The sequence below is a fragment of the Chitinolyticbacter albus genome (assembly GCF_024437655.1).
Lineage (GTDB): Bacteria > Pseudomonadota > Gammaproteobacteria > Burkholderiales > Chitinibacteraceae > Chitinolyticbacter > Chitinolyticbacter albus.
In genome coordinates this window covers 20,224-44,062 of the sequence record NZ_JANBVF010000017.1, presented here as the reverse complement: position 1 = coordinate 44,062, position 23,839 = coordinate 20,224, and the positions used below count along the sequence as shown (strand labels likewise).

The following is a 23,839-nucleotide window of genomic DNA, read 5'->3' as shown; positions in this document are numbered from 1 at the left end:
GCCCAGGCGGGCTTGCCCGCCTGGGCCACATTTCGCCGAGCGCCATGTCGCGCGGGTCGGACAGCCTCCCTGCCTCGCTGGTATAATCGCGGGTTTCGCGCAATCCGAGCCCAGTGATGGAAGCCGAACAGCTCAACCAGATCGTTGCCCACCTTGAAGACCTCGCCAACCGCGCCGAGGAACTGAAACGCTACCTCGACTACCCGGCCAAACGCGACCGGCTGGAGGAAGTGGTTCGGCTGTCCGAAGACCCCGAGCTGTGGAACGACCAGAAAAAAGCGCAGGAAATCGGCCGCGAGCGCAAGGCGCTGGAAGACGTGGTGGTCGTGCTCGACGAAGTGGCGGGCGGCGCGAAAGACGCGCAAGAGCTCTTCGAGATGGCGCGCGGCGAAGATGATTTCGAAACCTGCGAAGCCATTGCTGCCGATGCCGCTGCGCTGGAAGAGAAGATCGCCAGGCTGGAATTTCGCCGCATGTTCAACAATCCAATGGACCCGAGCCCCTGCTTCATCGACATCCAGTCAGGCGCCGGTGGCACCGAGGCGCAGGACTGGGCCGGCATGCTGCTGCGCATGTATGTGCGTTATGGCGAGCGCAAGGGCTTTGCCGTCGAAGTGCTGGAAGAATCCGCAGGCGAGGTCGCCGGCATCACCAGCGCCACCATCAAGCTCTCCGGCGATTACGCGTTCGGCTTTTTGCGCACCGAAACCGGCGTGCACCGCCTGGTTCGCGTATCGCCGTTCGATTCGAACGCGCGCCGCCACACCTCGTTCTGCTCGGTGTTCGTCTACCCGGAAGTCGACGACAGCATCGAGATCGAGATCAACCCGGCCGACGTGCGTACCGATACCTTCCGCGCCTCCGGCGCCGGCGGTCAGCATATCAACAAAACCGATTCGGCCGTGCGACTGACGCACATCCCGACCAATACTGTCGTGCAGTGCCAGAATGACCGCTCTCAGCACAAGAACCGCGACGAGGCCTGGAAGATGCTGCGCGCCAAACTGTACGAGCTGGAACTGCGCAAACGCATGGAAGCACAACAATCGCTCGAAGCCGGCAAATCCGACATCGGCTGGGGCCACCAAATCCGCTCCTATGTGTTCGACCAGAGCCGGATCAAGGATCTTCGCACCAGCTACGAAGTAGGCAACCTCAAGGGCGTGATGGACGGCGACCTCGACGGCTTCATCGAAGCCAGCCTCAAGCAGGGCGTGTAATTCCGCCCCTCAAGCAGAATTCAGTGGAACAAAGAACGATGAGCGAACAACAAGCCCTGCCCCAGGACGAAAACCAGATCATGGCCGAGCGCCGCGCCAAGCTAGCATCGCTGCGCGAGACTGGCCCGGCCTTCCCCAATGATTTCAAGCGCGAGCACATCGCGGCCGACCTGCATGCCAAGTACGGCGAAAAAGAAAAGGAAGAGCTCGACGCGCTGGCGGTCGAGGTGACCGTCGCCGGCCGCATGATGCTCAAGCGCATCATGGGCAAGGCCAGCTTCGCCACGGTGCAGGATGGCTCGGGCCGCATCCAGTTCTATATCAGCCGCGACAGCGTGGGCGAGGATGTCTACGCCGCGTTCAAGACCTGGGATATGGGCGATATCGTCGGCGCCACCGGCAAGCTGATGAAGACCAAGACCGGCGAATTGTCGGTCGAAGTCACCGCGCTGCGTCTGTTGACCAAGAGCCTGCGCCCGCTGCCGGACAAGTTCCATGGCTTGGCGGACCAGGAGCAGAAGTATCGCCAGCGCTACGTCGACCTGATCGTCAGCGAACAGAGCCGCGACACCTTCATCAAGCGCAGCAAGATCGTGCAGAAGATCCGCGAGTTCATGGTGAACGAGGCGTATCTGGAAGTGGAAACGCCGATGATGCACCCGATCCCGGGTGGCGCCACGGCCAAGCCGTTCACCACGCATCACAACGCGCTCGATATGGCGCTGTTCCTGCGCATCGCGCCGGAGCTGTACCTGAAGCGGCTGGTGGTCGGCGGCATGGAGCGGGTGTTCGAGATCAACCGCAACTTCCGCAACGAGGGGATGAGCACGCGCCACAACCCCGAGTTCACCATGATGGAGTTCTACGAGGCGTACGCCGACTACCAGCGCATGATGGACCTCACCGAAGGCGTGATCCGCTACGCCGCGCGCGAGGTGCTGGGCCACACGGTGATCGAGTACCAGGGCAAGACGGTCGATCTGTCGAAGCCCTTCGCCCGCTACACCATCGAACAGGCCATCCTGCGCTACAACCCGCAGTACACCAGTGAACAGCTGAACGATCGCGCCTGGCTCAAGGCCGAGATCGCGCGCCTGGGCGGGAAACCCGTGCTGACCGATGGCATCGGCGGCCTGCAGCTGTCGCTGTTCGACGAAACGACCGAAGCGCAGCTGTGGGAGCCGACCTTTATCGTCGACTACCCGGCCGAAGTCTCACCCTTGGCCCGCGCCAACGACGGCAACCCCGGCATCACCGAGCGCTTCGAGTTGTTTATGGTTGGCCGCGAGCACGCCAACGGCTACTCGGAGCTGAACGATCCGGAAGACCAGGCCGCGCGCTTCCAGGCCCAGGTCGATCTGAAGGACAAGGGCGACGACGAAGCGATGCACTTCGACGCCGACTACATCCGTGCACTGGAATACGGCCTGCCGCCCACCGGCGGCTGCGGCATCGGTATCGACCGTCTGGTGATGCTGCTGACCGATGCGCCGAGCATCCGCGACGTGATCCTGTTCCCGCAGATGCGCCGCGAAGACTAAACCTTGTCTACCCAACCCCCGATCGATGATTGGGGGTTTTTGTTTCCACCTCGCCCGCCGAGCAGCCATGGCCTGGTTTCTGTATCTGATCGAATGCCACGACGGCAGCCTCTACACCGGCATCACCACGGATGTCGCCCGACGCTACGCCGAGCACGCCAGCGGCCGTGGCGCACGCTACACCCGCTCGCACCCGCCGCAGCAACTGCTGATGGTGCAAGAATGCGCCGACCGCGCTGATGCCTCGCGCCAGGAATACCGGCTCAAGCAACTGACTCCACCGCAGAAGCGGGCACTGTGCCTGCAATACCCACCCGCCCCATCGCTGCTCGTTGCGTGTTCGGTGCCCTGACATGGGCGCCCGCACACGGGGAGCCACAATCATAGCGCCCCGTGTTCACGCAGCGCCTCGGCGATAGCCTCGGCGAACTGCCGGTAACCTGCGGCATTGGGATGGATGGGATCGCTCTTCAATGCGCGCTGGCTCAGAATGTCGGCCAGTGCCTCATCTTCCAGCGGCACGTCCAGATCGGCAGCCACCTCGCCGTAGAGCGGGGCGGTTGCGAGGCCGAAGCCGAGCTGGGGCACGCCGACCAGCAAGACGGGTATGCCGCGGCCGCGAAGCTCGCCCAGCATGGCCTCCAGATTGGCACGCGTGGCGCTGGCAGGCTGGCGGCCCAGAAAATCGTTGCCACCCAAGCATAGGATGACGAGCGCAGGCTTGACCTCATCGAGCACGTCGGCCAATCGGGCCCGACCCTGGCCACTGGTTTCGCCAGGCACACCTTCGTTCACCACCGGGCGCGAAATCAGACCGGCGAGCACGCTGGGATAGTCCTCGCCCTCGGCCGCGCCAGTGCCGTAGGTGAGGCTGTCGCCGAAAGCGAGCACAGTGGCACCGGGAGCCAGGCGCGGCAGATCCGGCTGGCCGCAGGCAGCGAGCAGCAGGGTGACAAGCAAAAGAAGCAGGGAGCGCATAAGTAGCGAATCTGGAAAGAGGCACTCACCAGCGTATGCGAGTCGTCACCGCCGGAGCAAGCGGGGCGACTGCTAGAATGAGCGGATTCCCATTTCCCGCTTCGCAGCGGATCATTTCCAGGAGTGTGCATGCTGGCCCCGTGGCTACCCGACTTCATCGACAGGGCTTTTGTCCGCGACCTTGCCGCCTCGTTGATTTTCCTGCTGATCCTGATGGTGCTGCGCTCGCTGATACGGCATGCCATCCTCAAGCGCGAGGATCTCGGCCACGAAGTGAAGCGGCGCTGGCTGGTCACGCTACGCAATTCCGGGCTGGTGGTCTTCATGGTCGGCATGGCGCTGATCTGGGCCAACGAGATCGAAACACTGGCCGTGTCATTGGTCGCGATTGCCGCCGCCATCGTGCTCGCAACCAAGGAAATGATCCTGTGCCTGATGGGCTCGATCTACCGCACCAGCACACATGCCTACACCATCGGCGACCGGATCGAGATTCACGGACTCAAGGGTCAGGTCATCGATACCAATGTGCTCTCGACGACGCTGATCGAATCGAGCCAGGCCATGGCCAACAAGGGGACGGTGGGGCGTGGCATCACGTTTCCCAACAGCCTGCTGCTGTCGCAGCCGGTCTACAACGAAACCATGCTGGGCAGCTATGTGATCCAGACGCTGCATATCGATATCGGGCGTGACGCCGATTGGCAACGTGCCGAAACGGCCCTGCTGGAGGCCGCCCATCACGTGATCGCCGAGTATCGTGATGACCTGGCCCAGCATGCGCGCGAGCTGCAACGCGGCTTTGGCCTCGATGCGCCGGCCATCGAACCCCGGATCAAGATCGCGCTCGATGACAGGGAGTCGATCGGTCTGCACCTGCAACTGCCCGCACCGCTGGGCCAGCGCTCCAAGGTGGAGCAACATATCCTGCGCGCCTTTCTCACCGCGACCTCCCCGGGTCAGGATCATCCCGCCGACGATGCATGAAGATCTACCGCACCGACCAGCATCCGCTGCCCCTGCCCGAGGGTCATCGTTTCCCAGTCGAGAAATACCGCCTGCTGTATGAGGCGGTACGCCGCTTCGCCGCCCCGTACATCGTCGATGCGGCGGCGGCCACCGACCATGAACTGCTGCTTGCCCATGAACCGGCCTATCTGGCCCGCCTGGCGAGTGGCGCACTCAGTCGCATCGAGGAGCGCGCGCTCGGCCTCCCCTGGTCGACCGAGCTCATCGTGCGTTCCAGATACTCGGTCGGCGCCACCCTCGCCGCTTGCCGCACGGCGCTGCACGAAGGTTGCGGCATCAGCCTCGCCGGCGGCACCCACCATGCCTATGCCGACCGGGGCAGCGGCTTCTGCGTATTCAACGACAGCGCGGTCGCGTTGCGGGTGTTGCAGCACGCGGGCGAAATCCAGCACGCGCTGATCATCGATCTGGACGTGCATCAGGGCAATGGCACGGCCGCCATGCTGGCGGACAGCCCGGCGCTATTCACGTTTTCGATGCATGGTCGGAATAACTTCCCGCTCCAGAAGGAAGCCAGCGACTGGGATATCGAACTGGCCGATGGCTGCGGGGACGACGAATACCTCGATACGCTTGCCGGCAGCCTGCCGCAGCTCTTCACCTTGGCACAGCCGGAACTCGTGATCTATCTCGCAGGCGCCGATAGCTACCAGGGTGATCGGCTGGGCAAATTGTCGCTTTCCCGCGCCGGCCTTGAAGCGCGCGATGCGCTGGTGCTCGACCAGTGCCGACGTTTCGGCATTCCGGTCGCCATCACCATGGGTGGCGGCTACGCCACGCCCATCACCGATACTGTCGCGATCCAGGCCGCCACGGTCCACGCCGCCTACCTGCGCTACGCCAGCTGATCAATCCGGCACGTTTGCAGCAGGCAAAAAAACGCCCAGCTGGCAAACCTTGCGGTTGCGAGACTGGGCAGAGGATGGAGGAGTCGATAAGCGATCAAGGGGATCGCAGAAAAACAGATGAAGCTACAAGCGCCGGGATAACCCACCCCGCGCGGGGGGATCAACGAACCAGCGTCAGGCGCCAGCCGTAGGATTTGATAAGCAGACGTTGAGCAGATTCAGCGTTGCGGAAAATTCGGAACAAGGTACGCATGGTGTTCTCCTGTTGTCGGCCTCACCCTTTTGGAGTGCTTGACCCGATTTGGTGCAGCACGTTGGCTACAGGACTCACTGTACGCGCACTACATTTCCACCGCAAGTAGTTATGTAGAAAAACTACGTATATTTAGACGTTTCAATGTGTAACAAGCTACGTAAGTTATATGTTTTTTGTTTGTTTTCATACGTTTGACATGTAGCAAAGCAAAAAACACCAAAAATCACAAAGTAGCAAAACTACAAGAATAAAATAGGGCCGACTGTTGTCGGCCCGCACCACCATCGATCACGGCACGCCTTCAATTGCCCAGTAGCTTGGTCTTGAGCGCGCTTTGCACGGGATCCTTGCCCAGCCAGATCGATAGCATGGCGCTGGCAAAGTCGTCCCCCGCAATCACCGGGTAGGCCTTGCCGCGCACGCTGACGCGCGTGCCCTGGCCAGGAATGAAATCAAGCTGAATGACATCCCCCTTGGCCACCGACTTCACTTCCTTGAACAGGCGGTCCAGCGCCTCAAGCTGGTTGCCAAATTGCTTGAGCGTGGCCTTGCCGACATTGTCGGTGAGCCCGTCCACGAACGATTCGTGCATCGTGGCGGCCGATACCTCGCGCAGCATCTTCAGCTCCACCCGCCGCGGCGTGCCGGCCTTGATGACGGCAGCGGCATCGGCGGTCTTGACGCTGGTATAGAGCGCCGCCACATAGACATCGACCACGATCTTGGTCCGCACACCGGCGCCATTGAGTACCAGATGCTGGCCACCCACATTGGCCTGTTCGGCCACGTTGACACCCTCCACCTCCAGCGCCTGAGCCGTTGCAAGGGATAGCGCCAGCGCAGTCGCCAGCAAGGTGAGCTTCATCTTGTTCATCGTTCTCTCCTAGTGCGCAACACACTTAAAAAAAGCCCACGGGCTGTTCGCGCCGTGGGCCAAAGACAGGCAGAGCAAAAGGTATCCCGCCGGGCATACCCGGATGGGAGAAGAAGGGATGGAGCGATGCGCAGCATACCCAGGGGCGCCGGCAAGCCGGCGCCCCATCCCGTTACAGGATCTGAATGATGCCGGCAGCGCCCATGCCGGTGCCGATGCACATCGTCACCATGCCGTGCTGTCCATGCAGGCCCTTGCGGCGCATCCCGTGGACCAGCGTCGCGGTACGGATGGCGCCGGTGGCCCCCAGCGGGTGGCCGAGCGCAATGGCGCCGCCGTTCGGGTTGACCCGGCTCATGTCGAGGCCGAGGTCACGGCTGACCGCCAGCGCCTGCGCGGCAAAGGCTTCGTTGAGCTCGATCCAGCCAAGATCGTCGAGCTTGAGGCCGGCGAGCTTGAGCGCTGCCGGAATCGCTTCCTTGGGGCCGATGCCCATGATGGCCGGCGGCACACCCTTCACGGCGAAAGTGGTGAACTTCGCGAGCGGCGTAAGGTTGAACTCCTTCAACACCTTTTCCGAAACCAGGATCACGGCGCCGGCGCCATCGGACATTTGCGAGCTGTTGCCCGCGGTGACCGAGCCCTTGGCGGAGAATACGGTCTTGAGCTTGGCCAGACCCTCCAGGCTGGTATCGCGACGCGGGCCTTCGTCGGTGGTCAGCGTCTTCTTCACCAGCTCCACCTCGCCGGTGGCAAGATTGGGCACGCGGTAAGTCGCTTCCAGCGGCGTGATCTCGTCGGCAAAGGCGCCCGATTCGATCGCGGCCAGCGCGCGGCGGTGCGATTCGACGGCAAACGCGTCCTGATCGTCGCGGCTCACCTCCCATTGCTCGGCCACCTTCTCGGCGGTGAGGCCCATGCCATAGGCGATGGCGAAGTTCTCATCCTTAGCGAAGAACTCGGGGTTGAGCGCAACCTTGTTGCCCATCATCGGCACCATGGACATGCTCTCGGTGCCGGCGGCGATCATCACGTCGGCTTCGCCCAAGCGGATCTTGTCGGCCGCCATCGCCACCGCATTGATGCCGGACGAGCAGAAGCGGTTGATGGTGACGCCGCCCACGGTGTTGGGCAGGCCGGCGAGCAGCACGCCGATGCGCGCCACATTCATGCCCTGTTCGGCTTCGGGCATCGCGCAGCCAACAATGGCGTCCTCGATGCGCGCGGGGTCGAGCCCCGGCACCTGGGCCAGCGCGCCACGGATCACGTGGGCCAGCATGTCGTCCGGCCGCACATGGCGCATCTGTCCGCGCGGCGCCTTGCCTACCGGCGTGCGGGTCGCCGCGACGATGTAGGCTTCCTGAATCTGTTTGCTCATGAGGAGCTCCTGATTTGCTTTTGGGCAGTATATAAACCGCCTTGATTCCAGAATCCGCGGAGCTGCGGGAAGGCCGCGGCGCAGGGCAAGGAATGGGGATGGAGAGGCCGCGCAATGGGCTGATGCCCATGAGCAGCCAAACCAGCCCCAATGACGCAGCCATGCGTCGCGGAGGCCCGCAGATCAGTTTCGGAGAGGCTTATTGTTCTCCAGCATGTACATGATCCGCTCCTGGGTCTTGCCCTTCTTCAACAGCCCCATGAAACGCTCACGCTCAAGCCGGAGGATCCACTCCTCGTTCACCTGGGTACCGGCGTCGACATCGCCACCGGTGACCACCTCGGCGATCTGCACGCCGATGTGGTAGTCGTACTTGGAGATGAAGCCGCCTTCCAGCATGTTAATCAGCTGCCCCTTGATGGTGGCGGCACCGGCACGGCCGGCGACCGGGAAGGTCTTGGGCTTGACCGGCGGACGATAACCGGTAGCGGCCAGCGCCCGCACCTGCGCCTGCGCGACGTAGAGCAGCTCGTTGGCATTGAACAGGACGATGTCCGATTCTTTGAGGTAGCCGATCTGCTGGCCCTCCTCGGCGCTGGTGCCGACCTTGGCCATGGCCATCGCCATGTAGTAGTCCTTGAGCGCGGCCAGGATGTCACCCCCCTTGGCCTCACGGCTGGCGCGCAGCGCGAATTCCTTGCAGCCGCCACCGGCCGGCAAGAGGCCTACGCCGACCTCGACGAGACCGATATAGGTTTCTACCGCGGCGACCACCCGGGCGCAGTGCATCAGGAACTCGCAGCCGCCGCCGAAGGCGTAGCCTTGCGCGGCGCCGACCACCGGCACCTTGGCGTACTTGATCGCCATCGAGGTGTTCTGGAACTCGGCGACCATGTTCTCGATCGCGCCGAAGTCACCGGTCATGAAGGCCGGACCCATGCTCGCCAGATCGGCCCCCACCGAGAACGGTGCGTCCGGATGCCAGATCACCAGGCCCTGGAAGCGTTCTTCGGCGATCTTGATCGCCTGTTGCACGCCGGCGAGCACGTTGGCGCCGATGGCGTGCGCCTTGGTGGTGAATGTCAGCACCGGCACGTCCGGTGCCGCGGGCGGCAGCCACAGCCGTACGCTGTCGTTCTCGAACACGGTCTCACCGTAATCCGGCTCGGCTTCGCCAACCAGTTGCGGCGGATAGAGCTGGCGGCCGTACACCGGCAGCATCGAGCGGCCAACCAGCTTGCCCTGCGCCACGCTGTAGCTGCCAGCCGGAGCATGCACGCCGTCCACCTGACCGACCCAGGCCGGCAAGGTGCTGTTGGCCATGCTCTTGCCAGCGGCGATATCGGCGGCGACGGCCTCGGCGACCGCCTTCCAGCCCGCGGCCTGCCACAATTCGAACGGGCCTTGCTTCCAGCCGAAGCCCCAGCGGATGGCGAAATCGATGTCACGCGCCGAATCGGCGATGGTCGGCAGCAATGTCGCTACGTAGTGCCACACATCGCGCAGGCAGGCCCAGAGGAATTGCGCTTCCGGATGGTTCGACGCACGCAGCTGGCGTATTTTCTCGGCCGGATCGTCGACCTTGAGGATGGCCTTGACCTCGTCGCTGCCCTTCTGCCCCGACGGCACGTAGTCGCCCGCCTTGGGATCGAGCACCAGGATGGCCTTGCCATCCTTCTTGTAAATGCCAGCCTTCGTTTTCTGGCCCAGCGCACCCTTCTCGATCAATGCGGTCAGCCAGCCCGGGATCGTGTAGTACGCCGCCCAGGGGTCGCCCTGCAGATTGTCGGTCATGGTCTTCACCACATGGGCGAAGGTATCGAGACCGACCACGTCGGCAGTGCGGAAGGTCGCCGACTTCGGCCGGCCCATGCGCGGGCCGGTCAGGTCGTCGACGACATCGAAACGGATACCGAACTGTTCGGCGTGATGTATGGTCGCCAGCATCGAGAACACGCCGATGCGGTTGCCGATGAAATTGGGGGTGTCCTTGGCCCGCACCACGCCCTTGCCCAGGCGAGTGACCAGGAAGCTTTCCAGGTTGTCGAGCAGCGCTGCGTCGGTCTTGGCGAGCGGGATCAGCTCGACCAGGTACATGTAGCGCGGCGGGTTGAAAAAATGGATGCCGCAGAAACGGCTTTGCAGGCTGCCCGGCACGCCATCGGCGAGCTTCTGGATCGACAGGCCCGAGGTATTGGTCGCGAGGATGGCGTGCGGCGCCAGGTGCGGCGCTATCTTGTGATAGAGATCAAGCTTCCAGTCCAGGCGTTCGGCGATCGCTTCGATCACCAGGTCGCACGAGGCGAGCAGTTCCAGATCCGAGCCATAGTTGGCTGGCTGGATCAGCTCGGCGCGCATGGCGGACATCACCGGTGCGGGCTTGAGCTTCTTCAGGTTGTCGATCGCCTTCAGCACGATGCCGTTGGCATCGCCCTCCTTGGCCGGCAGGTCGAAGAGGACGGTCTCGATACCGGCGTTGACGAGATGGGCGGCAATCTGTGCGCCCATGACGCCGGCGCCCAGTACCGCGACGCGGCGGATATGCACGTTGGCCATGTTGATGTGGACCTCGCAGTGATAAAGGGCCGGGCGGGGACGCCGCCCGGCGGGGTGGATCAGAAGCGGTGGTTGTACTGGGCGCCCAGCGTGATCGAGTTCACGTCGTAGTCGCCGCGTACCGTAGAGCCGTTCTCGTCGAGCTGTTCGATTGGCGCCTTCCTCAGCGAAACATAGATCGCGGCCAGATCGATCGAGCTGTAGTCGGTCAACGCGTAGTTGGCGCCCACGGCGAACCAGGTGCGGTCGCTATCGGGTATGCCCGGAATGCGGTTGTCGTCGTCCTCCGGTGCCTCGTCGTACGCCAGACCGCCGCGCAGCAGCCATTTCTGGTTGAGCTTGTAGGTAGTACCGATCGAATAACGGTTGGTGTTGTTCCAGTCGGTGACCGTCACGGCATCATTGCGGCCTTCGAGCTCCACGCGGAGTTCCTTCAGCCGCGAGTGCTTGGTGCGGGTGTAGTCGGCCGTTACCGTCCATTGATCGTTGATCTGGTGAAAACCGTTGATCGAGAACGATTCGGGCGTATCGATGTTCAGCTTGGCGTCGGTGTCCTGGTACCGGGCATTGAGGCCGGCCTGAACGATGGCGCCGGCCGGGCCGAGCGCGGCGATCGAAGCGAAGGTCTGCGGCACGGTGAAATCCGCGTCGCCTTCGAGCTCGTGCTTGATCTTGGAGCGATAGGCCACACCGACGCGGGTGCTTTCGCTGATCTCGAACAAGGCGCCCAGGTTGAAGCCGTAGCCGATGTCGTCCCCCTTGATCACCACGCTGCCGTCGTAGGTGGGATTGGCGCCGAGCAGCGGTACCAGACCCGGGTTACCCAGCTGGGCCGCCACGCCGGTACCGAAGTCGATGGCCTTGGACAGCTTGCCCTTGATGTACTGCATGCTCACACCGGCGCCCAGCGACACCACGTTGTTCACCTTGTAGGCGATCGACGGGTTGATATTGATGGTCTGGACCTGGTTTTCCAGCGAGTTGTAGCGGCCCACCCAGTTCTCGTCGTAATCGCTGTGCGAGCCGAACGGCACGAAAACGCCCAGACCGACCGTCAGCGCGTCGTCGATCTGGTAAGTGCTGTAGAAATGCGGCACTGGCGTGGTCGAGCCAAAGTTGCCGCCGTCATTGCCCGCAATGGGCCGACCTGCCGCGCTGGTGCTGCCATCGTTCTCGAACTCGCCATCCGGGATGATCACGTTGAGCACGCCGGTGAGGTTGGTGCCTTTCAGGCGCGTCATGCCGGCCGGGTTGTAGAAGATGGTCGAGGCATCCATCACCTGCGCCGCGCCGGAATTGGCCACGCCCTGGTTGCTGGCGCTTTGCGTGCCGAAGTGATAGCCGGAAGCCAGTGCCTGGCCCGTCATCAGCGCAAGCGAACCAGCGCCGATCATGCGTACAGCAACAGCGATTTTCTTCATTCTCGTGCTCTCCAAAATATGCAGCTGGTGCTGCGTCCCCGTCTGGCTGGTGTTTAGTTCACCGCCCAGTCAAGACCGGGCGGGTACGGAATGCCATCGCGTTCAGATCACCACACGATGGATGGCATCGGGATCGGCCGCTTTCAGTTCGGCGTCGAAATCATCGACCATGATCACCTCGCGCTTGAGGCGGCGGGCGCGCTCGACCGCAGCGAACTCGGCATCGGTCAGCAGACCCTTGCCACGCGCTTCCTGCAGCCGATCGCGCGCGGTGATGGCCTTGAGCTGGCCTTCGCGCTGCGCGCGGCGCAGCTTGCTTTCCATGCCTTCGGTATCGATCACCGCCTTGAGCGCGTGCTCCAGCACACCGACCGCATCCGTTTCATCCTTGGGCAGATACATGTATTGCACCAGGCGATCGCGCGACACCGAAGGCTCCATCAGCGCGCGGGCAATTCGCGTGCCCACACGGTCGGCCGGGCCCTTGAGGCTCATGCCCAGCGGGAACACCACGCGGCGCATGCACCAGGCCAGGAAGCGGTTCGGATGATTGTTGAGGAAACCGTTCATGGCCTCCTGGCAATCGTACAGCGCCGATTCCACGGCCCAGCGCACGAAGGGGCGGTCTTCCTTGGGCTCGCCGTCATCGTGAAATTTCTTCAATGCGGCAGTAGCGATATAGAGATTGGACAGCATGTCGCCGAGGCGCGCCGACAGCTTCTCGCGGAACTTGAGGCTGCCGCCCAGCGTGGCCATGCCCATGTCGGAGAGGAAAGCGAACGCGGACGAGAGGCGCACGATATCGCGGTAGTTCTGCGCGGTCGGGCCGGATTTCGGTGCCGACACCAGGCGCGCGCCGGTCAGGCCCATGACGCAGGCGCGTGCCTTGTTGGAAATCGTGAAACCGATATGACCGATCACGGCGTCATCGAAGGTATTCAGATCGTTGGCCATCGCGGCGCGCATTTCCTTCAGCACGAACGGGTGGCAGCGGATGGCGCCCTGGCCATAGATGATCATCGAGCGCGTCAGGATGTTGGCCCCTTCGACGGTGATCGCCACCGGAATCGCACCATAGCCCGAGGCCAGATAGTTGCGCGGCCCGACGCACACCGCCTTGCCGGCATGCACGTCCATGGCATCGTTGATCACTGAGCGCATGCGCTCGGTGTTGTGATACTTGAGGATGCCCGACAGCACCGACGGTTTCTCGCCCATGTCGAGGCCGGTCAGCGCCAGGCGCTGCGCGGCATCCATCTGGTAGGCATGGCCACCGATACGGCCCAGCGCCTCGTCCACGCCCTCGAAACGGCCGATGGCGAGGCCGAACTGGTTGCGGATGCGGGCATAGGCGCCGGTGGTATAGGCCGCGAGCTTGCCCGAGGCGACCGACATCGCCGGCAGCGAAATGCAGCGTCCCACCGACAGGCACTCGACCAGCATGCGCCAGCCCTGGCCGACGTAGCTCGCTCCGCCGATCACCCACTCCATCGGGATGAATACATCCTTGCCCCAGTTCGGGCCGTTCATGAACACCGCGGTGCCCGGATAGTGGCGCCGGCCAATGTTCACGCCTTCGTGCTGGGTCGGGATCAGCGCGCAGGTGATGCCGATCTCGTCCTTGTCACCCAACAGATGGTCCGGATCGTACAGCTTGAACGCCATGCCCAGGATGGTCGCGACCGGGCCCAGCGTGATGTAGCGCTTCTCCCACGACAGTTTGATACCGAGCACGTCCTCATGGCGCTCGCCGGTACGCGGATCGGTATAGCTGCCACGGGTGACGACGCCAAAATCCGGAATGCCACCGGCGTCCGACCCAGCCTCGGGGCTGGTCAGTGCGAAGCACGGGATCTCGATGCCGCGGGCCAAGCGCGGCAGGAAATAGTTCTTCTGCTCCTCGGTGCCGTAGTGCTGCAACAGCTCGCCGGGTCCGAGCGAGTTGGGCACCATCACGGTGACCGCGGCCGAGCCCGAGCGGGTGGCGATCTTGGTCACCACGCGGGCATGGGCGTAGTTGGAAAACTCCAGCCCACCATACTCCCGCTTGATGATCATGCCCAGGAAGCCCTGGTCCTTGATGAACTGCCAGGCTTCGGCCGACAGATCCTTGGTCTCGGTGGTGATCTTCCAGTCGTCGAGCATGGCGCACAGCTCTTCGGTCGGGCCATCGATGAAGGCCTGTTCTTCCGCCGTGAGCTTGGGCGCGGGAAAGCTGTGCAGACGATCGAAATCGGGCTTGCCGGAGAACAGGTCGCGATCCCACCACACGGTGCCCGCGTCGACCGCTTCCTGCTCGGTCTGCGACATCGGCGGCGTGATCTTCTTGAACACCTGGAACATCGGGCCGGTCAGCACGGCGCGACGCAGCGGCTTGAGATTGAGCACGGCCAGCACCAGCACGGCGGCGACGAGCCAGGCCCAGTGCGAGCCGCAGCCCAGCACGGCATAGCCGACGGCAGCCAGCGCCAGCAACGAGCTAAGCCACAAGGGCGCTCGCCAATAGGCCAGCAGGGTGACAACGACAAGGATGACGGCCACACAGATCAGCACGGTCATGATAGGAAATTCTCCGGGTTATTCGGCAGCCGACGCGTTGAGGCCGGCTTCGATAAAGGGCAGCAACATGCGCGCGATCAGCTGCGGATCACGCGCGTTGACGAGAGGCTGGGTCATGAACAGGCGCAGCACGTTGTTGCCGGCAAAGGCGTTGAACATGGCGCTGGTGAGGAAATGGAAACGCCAGTGCACTTCGGCATCGGAAAGCTGGGGCAGCGCCCTTTGGTAAGCCGCGATGTAACGCCGGGTCACCTCGCCATAGCGGCGCGGCATGCTTTCCTTGAGGATGGGATGAGGCTCGACGAAGGTGCGACCGAGCAAGCGGACAAACAACTGCCCACCCAGCGAGCTGTCGCTGCCCATCGTGGCCGAGGCGGCAACGAAGGCCTCGGTGATCTGGCGGGTGGACGGCACGGCACCACCCGCTTCGATTTCGTCAAGCCGCCCAAGCGTGAGCCGGGCGAAGGGTTCGGCACGGCGTTCGAACACCGCCTTGAAAAGACCGTCCTTGGAGCCGAAGTAGTAGTTCACCGCAGCGATGTTCACGCCGGCGGTCTGGGTGATCATGCGCATCGAAGTCGCGTCGAAGCCATGCTCGACAAACAGCACTTCGGCAGCGTCGAGTATGCGCGTCGATGTTTCCTGCGCCTTGGCTGTTTCAGCCATATCGGTCTCCAGCGATAACCGGTCTCGATCAGACCGGTAGTATTCACGTAACCCGACAGACCGGGTTTCAAACGTCTGTTTGAAATTATCGTTGGAATGGACCGAAGTCAAGCCTGGTGCAGAAAATCAGCCCTTAGGACTTTCCCTCACCAGTTGAGGGCATGAAAAATCAAGCACCTGCACCGTGGCGGCGCCTGTGGCGTTTGTGCCACTCAGTTCTGGTGCAGATCACCATCAACGTAGAACCAGCACCCAGCCTCGCGCACGAAACGGCTGGTTTCATGCAGGCGATGGGCGCGCCCGCCCACCTTGTAGCGTGCCAGGAACTCGACGAGCGCCGTATCGCCGCTCGCTTCGTGCCGTTTGATTGCCAGCCCCAGCCAGCGCGCCGGCGCGTCGGCCGCGAGGTCCAGCGTCGCTGGCCGGGTCGACGCATGCCAGGTCGCCAGCAGATACGCTTCCAGCCCCAGCACATAGGCGCTGTAACGCGAGCGCATCAGCGCCTCGGCCGTCGGCGCCGCCTCGCCGTCATGGTAGCGGCCGCAGCAGGCGGCGTAGGTTGCAGGCAGGCCGCAATGGCAGGCGGGGGTGACGGCTTGTTTCATCGGGAACTCGGTTAGACTCGGCGAATCGCCTTATTTTACCCACGCCCGCCCAACGCCATGCCCACCTTCGCCCCACCGCGCGCCGCCATCTTCGACATGGATGGCCTGATGCTCGATACCGAGCGCATCGCCATCGACTGCTGGCTGGATGCGGCGAGCTCGCTCGATATCCCTTTTCCGCACAGCGCCGCCCTTGGCATGGTGGGCATGCATATCAGCAAGGCCCCCGCCTACCTCACCGACCTGTTCGGCCACGACTTCCCCACCGAATCGCTGCTGGCCGCCACGCACCAGCGCTACCTGCAGGCGACGCTGGCGCCGATACCGCTCAAGCACGGCCTGTTGCCGCTGCTCGACTGGCTGGAAGCGGCCACGCTGCCCAAGGCGGTGGCGACATCGACTCGGCGCAGCATCGCCGAGCATCACCTCACCGCCGTCGATATCCTGCGTCGCTTCAGCCATACCGTGTGCGGCGACGAGATCGAACATCCCAAACCCGCACCAGACATCTACCTGAAAGCCGCAAGTTTGCTTTGCGTCAAACCGGAACAATGCATCGTGTTCGAGGATTCCAACTTTGGCGTCGCCGCGGCGCATGCCGCCGGCTGCCGCGTCATCATGGTGCCGGATCTAAAAGATCCGACTCCCGAAACGCTGGCGCTGGGCGTGCCCGTTGTCGCCTCGCTGGCCGAGGCACAACGCGTCGCCGCCGACTGGCTCGCCGTCCAGACCGGGGCTTGAACATGGCCAGAAAACGCACCCTCGCCCGCCAGTTGCATGCATTGCTCGATCGCATCGCCCAGCAGCGCGATCCGGTCCTCGCTGGCGAGCCGGATGCGCTGCACCAGCTGCGCATCGCGCTACGCGGCTGGCGAACGCTGTTGCCGCTGATCCTGAAACGCAAGGAAACCGACCTTGCGCTGCTGACCGCCTGGCGTACTCTCACCCGCCTGACCGGGCCGGCGCGCGATGCCGAAGTGCAACTGCAACAACTGCCGCCGGATCATCCGGCGCGCGCCACCATCGCCGCACAATGCGCCGCGGGCTATGCCGAGGTGCACACGGCGCTGACCAGCGTGGATTGGCCGGTGCTGATGGCAGCCAGCCGCGCCTGGCTCGACAATCGCCTGGCCGAGCGCAAACGCAGCGCATTGCGCAGCCGGATCCGGCGTCGCGCCGACAAGCTGGGGCACCGGCTCGACGCCGACCTCTCGGCCCCGCGTGATGCCGAGCACTGGCACGCGCTGCGCATCGACGTGAAACGGCTGCGCTACCTGATCGAGCACGCCGGCTCGTGGCTGCCCAAGCGCCAGCGCAAGCTCTACAGCACGCTGAAAACCGCCCAGGCCGATCTGGGCGAGCTGCACGATTTCGACGTCCAGCTTGCCGCAGGCTGGCGCGATGACCCCACACCGCGCGCCGCGCTGCTGGCCTCGGCCGAGGCCAGCGCCAAGGCGCTCGGGATCAAGTTCGCGCGATTGGCGCGCTAGCCTCGTTCCTGCGCCGGCACCGTGGCGCGGCGGCGACGTGCGCGCCACAGCAGCAGGCCCACCACCGCCGCCACGATCAGCCACAGCGGCCACAGCACGGCCAACCCCACGACCACCAGCAGCAGCCCACGCCAGCCCTGCCGCAGCGATTGCTTGAGGCTCGCGCCAAAGGCCGGACGATGATCGGCCAGCGCGGAATCGAAATCGGTCAGCACGGTCTTGCGCAATTGCGGGGCCTGGTAGAGCGAGAGCGCCACCGTGCTGTAAGCCACCTTGTCATCGAGCAGCGCCTGCGCCAGCACGGCCTCGTCACGCGCAGCCTTGGTCTGCAGTTGCTGGTCGATCGCCTCGACCCGCTGGCGGGTTTTGCCCGGCGCGGAAGCCACCTCGCCCAGTTGCTGCTGCGCCTCCTGGGTGCGGCGCGCCGTCAGCTGCTGACGCATCCATTCAAGCTGCACGTCCTCGGCCCCGTAGCTGCGCGCCTCCAGGAAATCGATCTGCGCGGCCAAGGCGCGCAGAAAATCCTGGGTGCGCGCGGTCGGCACCCGTAGCACCAGCTGGGCCCGGGTCACGTATTGCATCAGCTCCAGCCGCGTGCCGTCGAGCTGGGCGAACTCGCGGGTGTCGCTGACTTCGGCCTTGATGTCGTTGCGGATCACGAAACCGCCGTGCGCGGCTGCCAGATCCTCGATGGCAGTGCTGGCGCGGTAGGTATCCCGCACCCGGGCGTCGACACGGGCGGTGACGACAAAGCGGCGATCCGCCGGCAGGCCGCCCAGCACGCGCGAAGTCAGCGCATCGGCCGGTGCCGGTGGCGCCGCAGTTTTCTCCGCCTCGGCCGGCGCAGCGGATTCCGCGGCGGCGTAATCCCCCGCCTCCTCCCTCTTTCCGCAGGCGGCAAGGGCAATGGACAAAGCAAGCAAAGCGGGAAGGAGGCGACGAGGCGGCATGGGAGGCGATCCGTTGAGCACACGAAGCACCATTGCTTCGCCTCGGTACTTTCCAACAGCTTTCCTCATGCCGACAACATGCATTCGGTTTCGAGGGGTAAGCAGGATGGCGCGCCATGTAACGCCGCCGTCACACCATGTTACGCAGTGGTCGGCTCGCCTCTTGTGTGCGGACGGAATCCATCAGCGACAACGCGCAGTTCAGGCCAGATCGACAGCCATTGTTTCTCCCGCAGGCGTTGTTGGAATACTGACAACGGAACGGCCGGCTTGGCGGTGATGGTCCCGGCCCAACTGCAGGCCAAACCGAACGGCAACAACCATTCGAGCGCCCCGTTCAAGCCCAGTCGCACGCCAACCGGGTTTCACATTCCGGATAACGGGAAACGGCGTCGAGGCAGTCGCAGGAAGGCGCATGGCCATGCCGCAGGTGCATGCGCCTGGTTGCGCACCTGCCAACACAGCTGCGGCACCGTTGCGGCCAACAGCGCTTCGATCTGCCGCTCGCGCGCCCGGCCAAGATCGAGCGCGTCGAAATGAACCACGTCCACATCGTTCAAGCCGGTGCGGGTACCAAAGCAATGATCCCAGATCAAGTTGCGCAGGAGCCCGCCACGATCCAGCCGTCCGGCAAGGCCTGCGCGCGCACGACCTCCAGGCAACGCCAACGCGTGGCGTCGGCGCACAGCAGCGCCCCGGTGCGTGCCGAGAGCTCAGTGCTTGCCGGTACTGCCAAAGCCACCGTCGCCGCGCTCGCTCTGGTCAAAATCATCGACCACGTTGAACGCCACCTGCACCACCGGCACGATCACCAGCTGTGCAATGCGCTCCAGCGGCTGGATGGTGAAGCTGGTGTGGCCCCGGTTCCAGACCGAGACGAACACCTGGCCCTGGTAGTCCGAATCGATCAGGCCGACCAGGTTGCCCAGCACGATGCCGTGCTTGTGGCCCAGACCCGAGCGCGGCAGGATCATCGCGGCCAGGCCCGGATCGGCCAGGTGGATCGCCATGCCGGTCGGCACCAGCGTGGTCGCACCCGGCGCCAGTTCGACCGGCGCATCGAGGCAAGCACGCAGGTCGAGCCCGGCGGCGCCGGTCGTGGCGTAGGCCGGCAGATTGTCGTGCAGGCGCGCGTCGAGGATCTTGATATCGAGGGTGGGCGTGGTCATCGAGTCTTCCGGGTCTGGGTGTAGAGGGTGGCCATATGGGCGATCAGCTGGCGCGCCACATCAAGCTTGGGGCCGCGCGGCAAGCGGTGGGTGCCGGCGTCATCCAGCAGGATGACTTCGTTGTCGTCGGCACCCATCGCCTGCTGCACCAGGTTGGCAGCAAGCAGCGGCAACTGCTTGCGGCGGCGCTTGGCGTCGGCGTATTCGAGCAGGTTCTCCGATTCGGCGGCAAAGCCGACGCAGAACGGCGGGTTGGGCGAACACGCCACGCTGGCGAGGATGTCCGGATTGGGCGCGAGCTCCAGCGTCAGGATGTGCGCGTCCTTCTTGATCTTGTGCTCGCTCTGGTTGAGCACGTAGTAATCGGCCACGGCGGCGACGCTGATGAAGATATCGGCCTGCGGCACTTCCACCTCGACCGCTGCCAGCATCTGCTGCGCCGATTGCACGTCAATGCGGCGACATTCGGGCGGCGTGGGCAGCGCCGTCTCACCGGCGACCAACACCACCTCGGCGCCCGCTTCCCATGCGGCGCGCGCCACCGCGAAACCCATCTTGCCCGAGCTCGAGTTGGTGATGCCGCGCACCGCATCGATGCGCTCGAAGGTCGGGCCTGCGGTGAGTACCACCTTCTTGCCCAGCAAGGGCTTGGCCATCAGGCTGGCCTCCAGCCGGATCAGGATGTCCTCGGGTTCGAGCATGCGGCCATCACCGACCTCGCCGCAGGCCTGCTCGCCCGATCCGGGACCGAGCACAGCCACGCCATCGGCCTTGAGCTGCGCCACATTGCGCTGGTTGGGCGCGTTGTCCCACATCTGCCGGTTCATCGCCGGTGCCACCAAGAGCGGGCAGGTACGCGCGGCGATCAGCGTGGTCAGCAGGTCGTCGCAGACACCGTGCACCATCTTGGCGATCAGGTCGGCCGTCGCCGGCGCCACCAGCACCGCGGCCGCGCCGCGCGTGAGGTTGATATGCGCCATGTTGTTGTCGGGGCGGGCATCCCACTGGTCGGTGTAGACCGGGTTACCCGAGAGCGCCTGGAAGGTGACCGCGCTGACGAAGCGGGCTCCCGCCTCGGACAATACCACGTGGACATCCCAGCCGGCCTTCACCAGCAGCCGCGTCAGTTCCGCCGCCTTGTACGCCGCCACGCCACCGGTGACGCCGAGCACGATGCGTCTTTGCTTCATCGCAGGCCCTTGCTTATATCGGATTCATCGAATGCGCGAAGTGTAAACCATGTCCATCACCGACTGGCCGGCCGCGGAGCGGCCGCGCGAAAAACTGCTGGCCCACGGCGCGGCAGCACTATCGGACGCGGAATTGCTCGCGCTGTTCCTGCGGGTGGGGCTACCCGGCATCAGCGCGGTCGATCTCGCGCGCCAGTTGCTCAGCCACTTCGGCTCACTCAACGCGCTGTTCGGCGCCAGCCGCAACGCCTTCGCCGCCGTTCCCGGCATGGGCGACGCCAAGTACGCGCAGCTGCAGGCGGTGCAGGAAATGGCACGGCGCGCGCTGGGCGAAACACTGCGCCAGACCGACGCGCTGACCTCGCCCGAGGCGGTGAGGGATTATTTGCGGCTGTGGCTGCGCGGTCGCGACATCGAAGTGTTCGCAGCGCTGTTTCTCGACCATAGTCATCGCGTGCTGGCTGCCGAGGAGCTGTCGCACGGCACGCTGGCCGAGAGCCGTGTCTACCCGCGTGAACTGGCCCGCCGCGCGCTGGTGCACAATGCCGCCGCCGTCATCATTGCCCACAACCACCCATCGGGCAGCGCCACGCCGTCGCAGGCCGACGAACTCGTCACCCGGCAACTGCGCCACGCACTCGAACTGTTGGAAATCAGGTTGCTGGATCATTTTCTTGTTGCAGGACATGAAGTCGTGTCGTTCGCCGAGCGCGGCCTGCTCTGACGCGCAAGCTCAAGAAACATACAAATATGCCGATCGCTGATGATCAAGACACCGTTTCGAGCCTCGCCATGCGCATCGTCGAATCCTCCGTCACCGTGGGTGCGGAACGCGCCGCCCACAGCCGCAACGAAACCAGCCTGCAGATCCGCAGCGAGCCGCCACGCCCGCCGCGCTCGGACGTGAGCCTGTCCGATACCGGCCAGGCCCGCGCCGCAGAGGATCTGGGCAGCCTGCACCTGGGCGGGCGCGACTGGCGCATCGAACTCTTGCGCCGGTTGGTCGAGGCCATGACCGGCAAGGCGGTGAAGGTGGCCGATCTTGACGGCCTACTCACGAGCGCCAGCGCGCCGTCCGCCCCCGTTGATGCAGGCAGCGAAGGCGGCTTCTCGCTCGACTATCGCCAGGTGCTGGAGGAATTCGAGTCGGCCACGTTCAGCGCGGGCGGCGTGGTCAAGACCGCGGATGGGCGCGAAATCAGTTTCCAGGCCGAGCTCAGCCTGCAACGCCACTATCGCAGCGAGACTTCGCTGTCGATCGCCAGCGGCAGCCTGGCGCGCCCGCAAAAAGACCCGTTGGTGATCAATTTCGACGGCAGCGCGGCGCAGCTCGCCGAGCAGACCTTTGCCTTCGATCTCGATGCCGACGGCCTCCAGGACAACATCTCGTTGCTGAAGTCGGGCAGCGGCTTCCTGACGCTGGACAAGGATGGCAACGGCAGCATCGATGACGGCAGCGAGCTGTTCGGCCCGCAGTCCGGCAACGGCTTTGCCGAGCTCGCGCTCTATGACAACGATGGCAACGGCTGGATCGACGAAGGCGATGCGATCTGGGGCCAGCTCAAGGTGTGGCTCAAGGATGACGCAGGCAACGACCGGTTGCTGGGGCTGTCGGATCTCAACGTCGGCGCGATCTACCTGGGCCACGGCCGTGCCGATTTCGATCTGAAGGACAGCAACAACAACAACCTGGGCCAGATTCGCGCATCCGGCATCTGGCTCACCGAATCCGGTGGGGGCGGCACCATCCAGCACGTCGATCTCGCGGTCTGATCGCCCACTCACCAACCGCTCATCGGCGACCAACGCAACCCCTGGCCTGCGAGCGCTCGGCAACACCGCAGCCTGCCTGTTATTTCAGCAATTGCTGTCACACGCCCCCGCCCATCTGCCCTTGACGCCCGATGCCGCGTGCACAACGCTGGCAGCAGCCATGACATTGGCGTACCCGTTCATAGGAACGGCATAACAAGGAGATGGAGATGAAAGCGATACAGATCGCAGCCCTGTTCGGGCTGCTCGGTGTGGGCGGTGCCAGCTGGGCCTGCTCGCCCCCGCCGCCGTTTTACATTGCATTGCCGCCGGGGCTGGACGGCAAGCTGCCCGTGGTGCAGCCGGACCTCGATCCCAACTTCCCCTACCAGCCGCCAGTATCGGGTGGCGCCTGTCCCACGCCGGCCCGGCATGCCTACACCGGCACTGCCGCCGGGCTGTCGAACAGCGAGGTTGTTGCCCGGCTCAATGCTGTCACCCCGGTGCAACTCGCTCCCTCCTGGCAGGCCGCACCGGCCTACGTGGCCGGTGACCGGGTTTCCTACGCCGGCGTCAACTACAAGGCACGCTGGTGGAACCAGAACGAGGCACCAGGCGCTGCTTGGGGTGCCTGGGAGCAGGAAGCCGGCAATGGCCTGCAGCAATGGACTGGCAGCCGCGCCTACAACACCGGTGAACAGGTAATCTGGGCCGGCAAGCTGTACGCGGCCAAATGGTGGAGCCAGGGCGAACAGCCGGGGGCAGACTGGGGAGCCTGGGCACTCAAGGGCGACGCGCCCGCCGGCCCAATTGATCCGGCGCTGCTGCCGGGGCTGTTCTCAGTCAGCGTGAGCAAATCGAGCTCGGGCAGCCTCACGCTCAATTTTCTTTCCAGCGCCGGGGTCACCTACGTGCACACCGCCACCGCGGAATGCGGCGTCAGCACCACCAGCAACGCCGAAAGCTACGCCAATCGCTGGAAGGTCAACCTCGACGGGGTGACGGTCCACGACGCGGTCATCACCGACATGATCAGTTCCGGCACCGTGCCCCCTCCACCGCCCCCGACACGCTTTCCCGACGGTCGTTGCAGCAAGTCGCCCGGTGCCGTGCTGCAAACCAATAGTGATGGGCGCATCCAGCGCGCATCGGTCACCATCCCGGCCGGCAGCTCCAAGTTCGTCGCCGTCTGGTCGTGCAATGCGCAAAACTTCTGCCGCCCGAGCACACTGCTGGAACACCAGCAGATGGGACGCTCGCAGTACTGGGGCTCGCCCATCTATCAGGCCCCGGCGCAGTAGGGATCCGCACGGGCAACAGGCATCGCCGCACTGCGGCGGTGCCTGTTGGGTTAGAA

At 64.3% G+C, this 23,839-nt stretch carries 21 protein-coding genes and 1 pseudogene; 10 read left to right on the top strand and 12 right to left on the bottom strand.

The annotated features are described in order from the left end of the window. Positions 1–116 precede the first annotated feature (116 nt). The 3 genes from prfB to NLI84_RS11655 all read left to right on the top strand — a co-directional run bounded on the left by prfB (position 117) and on the right by NLI84_RS11655 (position 3,113). A complete protein-coding gene (gene prfB, locus NLI84_RS11665) occupies positions 117–1,220 on the top strand; it encodes a peptide chain release factor 2 (RefSeq protein ID WP_255990334.1) in 1,104 nt (367 codons plus the stop codon). Positions 1,221–1,258: 38 nt separating this feature from the next. Next, positions 1,259–2,761 (top strand): lysine--tRNA ligase, encoded by a 1,503-nt coding sequence (lysS, locus tag NLI84_RS11660; RefSeq protein ID WP_255990333.1) that lies wholly within the window; start codon positions 1,259–1,261, stop codon positions 2,759–2,761. A gap of 67 nt (positions 2,762–2,828) precedes the next feature. Continuing rightward, complete coding sequence (locus tag NLI84_RS11655; protein ID WP_255990330.1) at positions 2,829–3,113, top strand: GIY-YIG nuclease family protein; 285 nt, start codon at positions 2,829–2,831, stop codon at positions 3,111–3,113. A gap of 29 nt (positions 3,114–3,142) precedes the next feature. Here the strand turns inward: NLI84_RS11655 and NLI84_RS11650 are convergent, their stop codons facing one another. Further along, entirely contained in the window at positions 3,143–3,739 is a 597-nt protein-coding gene (locus NLI84_RS11650; RefSeq protein WP_255990329.1) for an arylesterase, read from the bottom strand. A 129-nt stretch (positions 3,740–3,868) separates the two neighbouring features. Between NLI84_RS11650 and NLI84_RS11645 the strand changes: the two genes are divergently transcribed. Further along, the gene (locus NLI84_RS11645) at positions 3,869–4,726 is read left to right on the top strand and encodes a mechanosensitive ion channel family protein (RefSeq protein WP_255990328.1); all 858 of its coding nucleotides are present in this window, start codon (positions 3,869–3,871) and stop codon (positions 4,724–4,726) included. Next, the gene (locus NLI84_RS11640; protein WP_255990326.1) at positions 4,723–5,616 is read left to right on the top strand and encodes a histone deacetylase family protein; all 894 of its coding nucleotides are present in this window, start codon (positions 4,723–4,725) and stop codon (positions 5,614–5,616) included. The genes NLI84_RS11645 and NLI84_RS11640 overlap by 4 nt, the downstream gene beginning before the upstream one ends. 557 nt (positions 5,617–6,173) lie before the next feature. Here NLI84_RS11640 and NLI84_RS11635 read toward each other — a convergent pair. From NLI84_RS11635 to NLI84_RS11605, 7 genes are all read right to left on the bottom strand, one after another. Then, positions 6,174–6,746 (bottom strand): chalcone isomerase family protein, encoded by a 573-nt coding sequence (locus NLI84_RS11635; RefSeq protein ID WP_255990325.1) that lies wholly within the window; start codon positions 6,744–6,746, stop codon positions 6,174–6,176. A 172-nt stretch (positions 6,747–6,918) separates the two neighbouring features. Beyond that, positions 6,919–8,124, bottom strand: coding sequence for an acetyl-CoA C-acyltransferase (locus NLI84_RS11630; protein WP_255990324.1), 1,206 nt, complete (start codon positions 8,122–8,124; stop codon positions 6,919–6,921). 183 nt (positions 8,125–8,307) lie between these two features. Further along, entirely contained in the window at positions 8,308–10,680 is a 2,373-nt protein-coding gene (locus NLI84_RS11625; RefSeq protein ID WP_255990322.1) for a 3-hydroxyacyl-CoA dehydrogenase/enoyl-CoA hydratase family protein, read from the bottom strand. A 59-nt stretch (positions 10,681–10,739) separates the two neighbouring features. Then, positions 10,740–12,101: an OmpP1/FadL family transporter gene (locus NLI84_RS11620; protein ID WP_255990319.1), complete on the bottom strand. Its 1,362-nt coding sequence runs from the start codon at positions 12,099–12,101 to the stop codon at positions 10,740–10,742. A gap of 102 nt (positions 12,102–12,203) precedes the next feature. Beyond that, complete coding sequence (locus NLI84_RS11615) at positions 12,204–14,660, bottom strand: acyl-CoA dehydrogenase (protein WP_255990318.1); 2,457 nt, start codon at positions 14,658–14,660, stop codon at positions 12,204–12,206. A gap of 18 nt (positions 14,661–14,678) precedes the next feature. Beyond that, complete coding sequence (locus tag NLI84_RS11610; RefSeq protein WP_255990317.1) at positions 14,679–15,326, bottom strand: TetR/AcrR family transcriptional regulator; 648 nt, start codon at positions 15,324–15,326, stop codon at positions 14,679–14,681. A 212-nt stretch (positions 15,327–15,538) separates the two neighbouring features. Continuing rightward, positions 15,539–15,931, bottom strand: coding sequence for a YchJ family protein (locus tag NLI84_RS11605; RefSeq protein ID WP_255990316.1), 393 nt, complete (start codon positions 15,929–15,931; stop codon positions 15,539–15,541). A 57-nt stretch (positions 15,932–15,988) separates the two neighbouring features. On the opposite strand from NLI84_RS11605, the gene NLI84_RS11600 reads away from it, so the two are divergent. Continuing rightward, positions 15,989–16,672 (top strand): HAD family hydrolase, encoded by a 684-nt coding sequence (locus NLI84_RS11600; protein WP_255990315.1) that lies wholly within the window; start codon positions 15,989–15,991, stop codon positions 16,670–16,672. Between the two features lie 2 nt (positions 16,673–16,674). After that, positions 16,675–17,421, top strand: coding sequence for a CHAD domain-containing protein (locus NLI84_RS11595; protein WP_255990313.1), 747 nt, complete (start codon positions 16,675–16,677; stop codon positions 17,419–17,421). On the opposite strand, the gene NLI84_RS11590 is transcribed toward NLI84_RS11595, so the two are convergent. The 4 genes and pseudogenes from NLI84_RS11590 to coaBC form a co-directional block, all read right to left on the bottom strand. After that, a complete protein-coding gene (locus NLI84_RS11590) occupies positions 17,418–18,335 on the bottom strand; it encodes a DUF4349 domain-containing protein (protein WP_255990312.1) in 918 nt (305 codons plus the stop codon). The two genes, NLI84_RS11595 and NLI84_RS11590, sit on opposite strands and share 4 nt — an antisense overlap. Positions 18,336–18,511: 176 nt before the next feature. Next, a pseudogene (locus NLI84_RS11585) lies at positions 18,512–19,057 on the bottom strand (nucleotidyltransferase family protein). A gap of 27 nt (positions 19,058–19,084) precedes the next feature. Continuing rightward, positions 19,085–19,540 carry a dUTP diphosphatase gene (gene dut, locus NLI84_RS11580; protein ID WP_255990311.1) on the bottom strand — a complete coding sequence of 152 codons (456 nt, stop codon included), beginning with the start codon at positions 19,538–19,540 and terminating at the stop codon, positions 19,085–19,087. Further along, the gene (coaBC, locus tag NLI84_RS11575) at positions 19,537–20,730 is read right to left on the bottom strand and encodes a bifunctional phosphopantothenoylcysteine decarboxylase/phosphopantothenate--cysteine ligase CoaBC (RefSeq protein WP_255990310.1); all 1,194 of its coding nucleotides are present in this window, start codon (positions 20,728–20,730) and stop codon (positions 19,537–19,539) included. The genes dut and coaBC overlap by 4 nt, the downstream gene beginning before the upstream one ends. Positions 20,731–20,779: 49 nt before the next feature. Between coaBC and radC the strand changes: the two genes are divergently transcribed. From radC to NLI84_RS11560, 3 genes are all read left to right on the top strand, one after another. Then, positions 20,780–21,454, top strand: coding sequence for a RadC family protein (gene radC, locus NLI84_RS11570; protein WP_255990309.1), 675 nt, complete (start codon positions 20,780–20,782; stop codon positions 21,452–21,454). A gap of 26 nt (positions 21,455–21,480) precedes the next feature. Then, a complete protein-coding gene (locus NLI84_RS11565; protein ID WP_255990308.1) occupies positions 21,481–22,503 on the top strand; it encodes an SPM autocatalytic domain-containing protein in 1,023 nt (340 codons plus the stop codon). Between the two features lie 209 nt (positions 22,504–22,712). Beyond that, entirely contained in the window at positions 22,713–23,783 is a 1,071-nt protein-coding gene (locus NLI84_RS11560) for a carbohydrate-binding protein (RefSeq protein ID WP_255990304.1), read from the top strand. Positions 23,784–23,839 lie beyond the last annotated feature (56 nt).

What these genes read in the sequence shown, in the direction of transcription:
- prfB (WP_255990334.1), top strand. Translation starts at nt 117, where the DNA reads ATGGAAGCCGAACAGCTCAACCAGATCGTTGCCCACCTTGAAGACCTC.
- NLI84_RS11600 (WP_255990315.1), top strand. Translation starts at nt 15,989, where the DNA reads ATGCCCACCTTCGCCCCACCGCGCGCCGCCATCTTCGACATGGATGGC.
- NLI84_RS11640 (WP_255990326.1), top strand. Translation starts at nt 4,723, where the DNA reads ATGAAGATCTACCGCACCGACCAGCATCCGCTGCCCCTGCCCGAGGGT.
- NLI84_RS11565 (WP_255990308.1), top strand. Translation starts at nt 21,481, where the DNA reads ATGCCGATCGCTGATGATCAAGACACCGTTTCGAGCCTCGCCATGCGC.
- NLI84_RS11560 (WP_255990304.1), top strand. Translation starts at nt 22,713, where the DNA reads ATGAAAGCGATACAGATCGCAGCCCTGTTCGGGCTGCTCGGTGTGGGC.
- NLI84_RS11615 (WP_255990318.1), bottom strand. Translation starts at nt 14,660, where the DNA reads ATGACCGTGCTGATCTGTGTGGCCGTCATCCTTGTCGTTGTCACCCTG.
- radC (WP_255990309.1), top strand. Translation starts at nt 20,780, where the DNA reads ATGTCCATCACCGACTGGCCGGCCGCGGAGCGGCCGCGCGAAAAACTG.
- NLI84_RS11595 (WP_255990313.1), top strand. Translation starts at nt 16,675, where the DNA reads ATGGCCAGAAAACGCACCCTCGCCCGCCAGTTGCATGCATTGCTCGAT.
- NLI84_RS11655 (WP_255990330.1), top strand. Translation starts at nt 2,829, where the DNA reads ATGGCCTGGTTTCTGTATCTGATCGAATGCCACGACGGCAGCCTCTAC.
- coaBC (WP_255990310.1), bottom strand. Translation starts at nt 20,730, where the DNA reads ATGAAGCAAAGACGCATCGTGCTCGGCGTCACCGGTGGCGTGGCGGCG.
- NLI84_RS11610 (WP_255990317.1), bottom strand. Translation starts at nt 15,326, where the DNA reads ATGGCTGAAACAGCCAAGGCGCAGGAAACATCGACGCGCATACTCGAC.
- NLI84_RS11635 (WP_255990325.1), bottom strand. Translation starts at nt 6,746, where the DNA reads ATGAACAAGATGAAGCTCACCTTGCTGGCGACTGCGCTGGCGCTATCC.
- NLI84_RS11620 (WP_255990319.1), bottom strand. Translation starts at nt 12,101, where the DNA reads ATGAAGAAAATCGCTGTTGCTGTACGCATGATCGGCGCTGGTTCGCTT.
- NLI84_RS11645 (WP_255990328.1), top strand. Translation starts at nt 3,869, where the DNA reads ATGCTGGCCCCGTGGCTACCCGACTTCATCGACAGGGCTTTTGTCCGC.
- NLI84_RS11605 (WP_255990316.1), bottom strand. Translation starts at nt 15,931, where the DNA reads ATGAAACAAGCCGTCACCCCCGCCTGCCATTGCGGCCTGCCTGCAACC.
- NLI84_RS11650 (WP_255990329.1), bottom strand. Translation starts at nt 3,739, where the DNA reads ATGCGCTCCCTGCTTCTTTTGCTTGTCACCCTGCTGCTCGCTGCCTGC.
- NLI84_RS11630 (WP_255990324.1), bottom strand. Translation starts at nt 8,124, where the DNA reads ATGAGCAAACAGATTCAGGAAGCCTACATCGTCGCGGCGACCCGCACG.
- lysS (WP_255990333.1), top strand. Translation starts at nt 1,259, where the DNA reads ATGAGCGAACAACAAGCCCTGCCCCAGGACGAAAACCAGATCATGGCC.
- NLI84_RS11625 (WP_255990322.1), bottom strand. Translation starts at nt 10,680, where the DNA reads ATGGCCAACGTGCATATCCGCCGCGTCGCGGTACTGGGCGCCGGCGTC.
- dut (WP_255990311.1), bottom strand. Translation starts at nt 19,540, where the DNA reads ATGACCACGCCCACCCTCGATATCAAGATCCTCGACGCGCGCCTGCAC.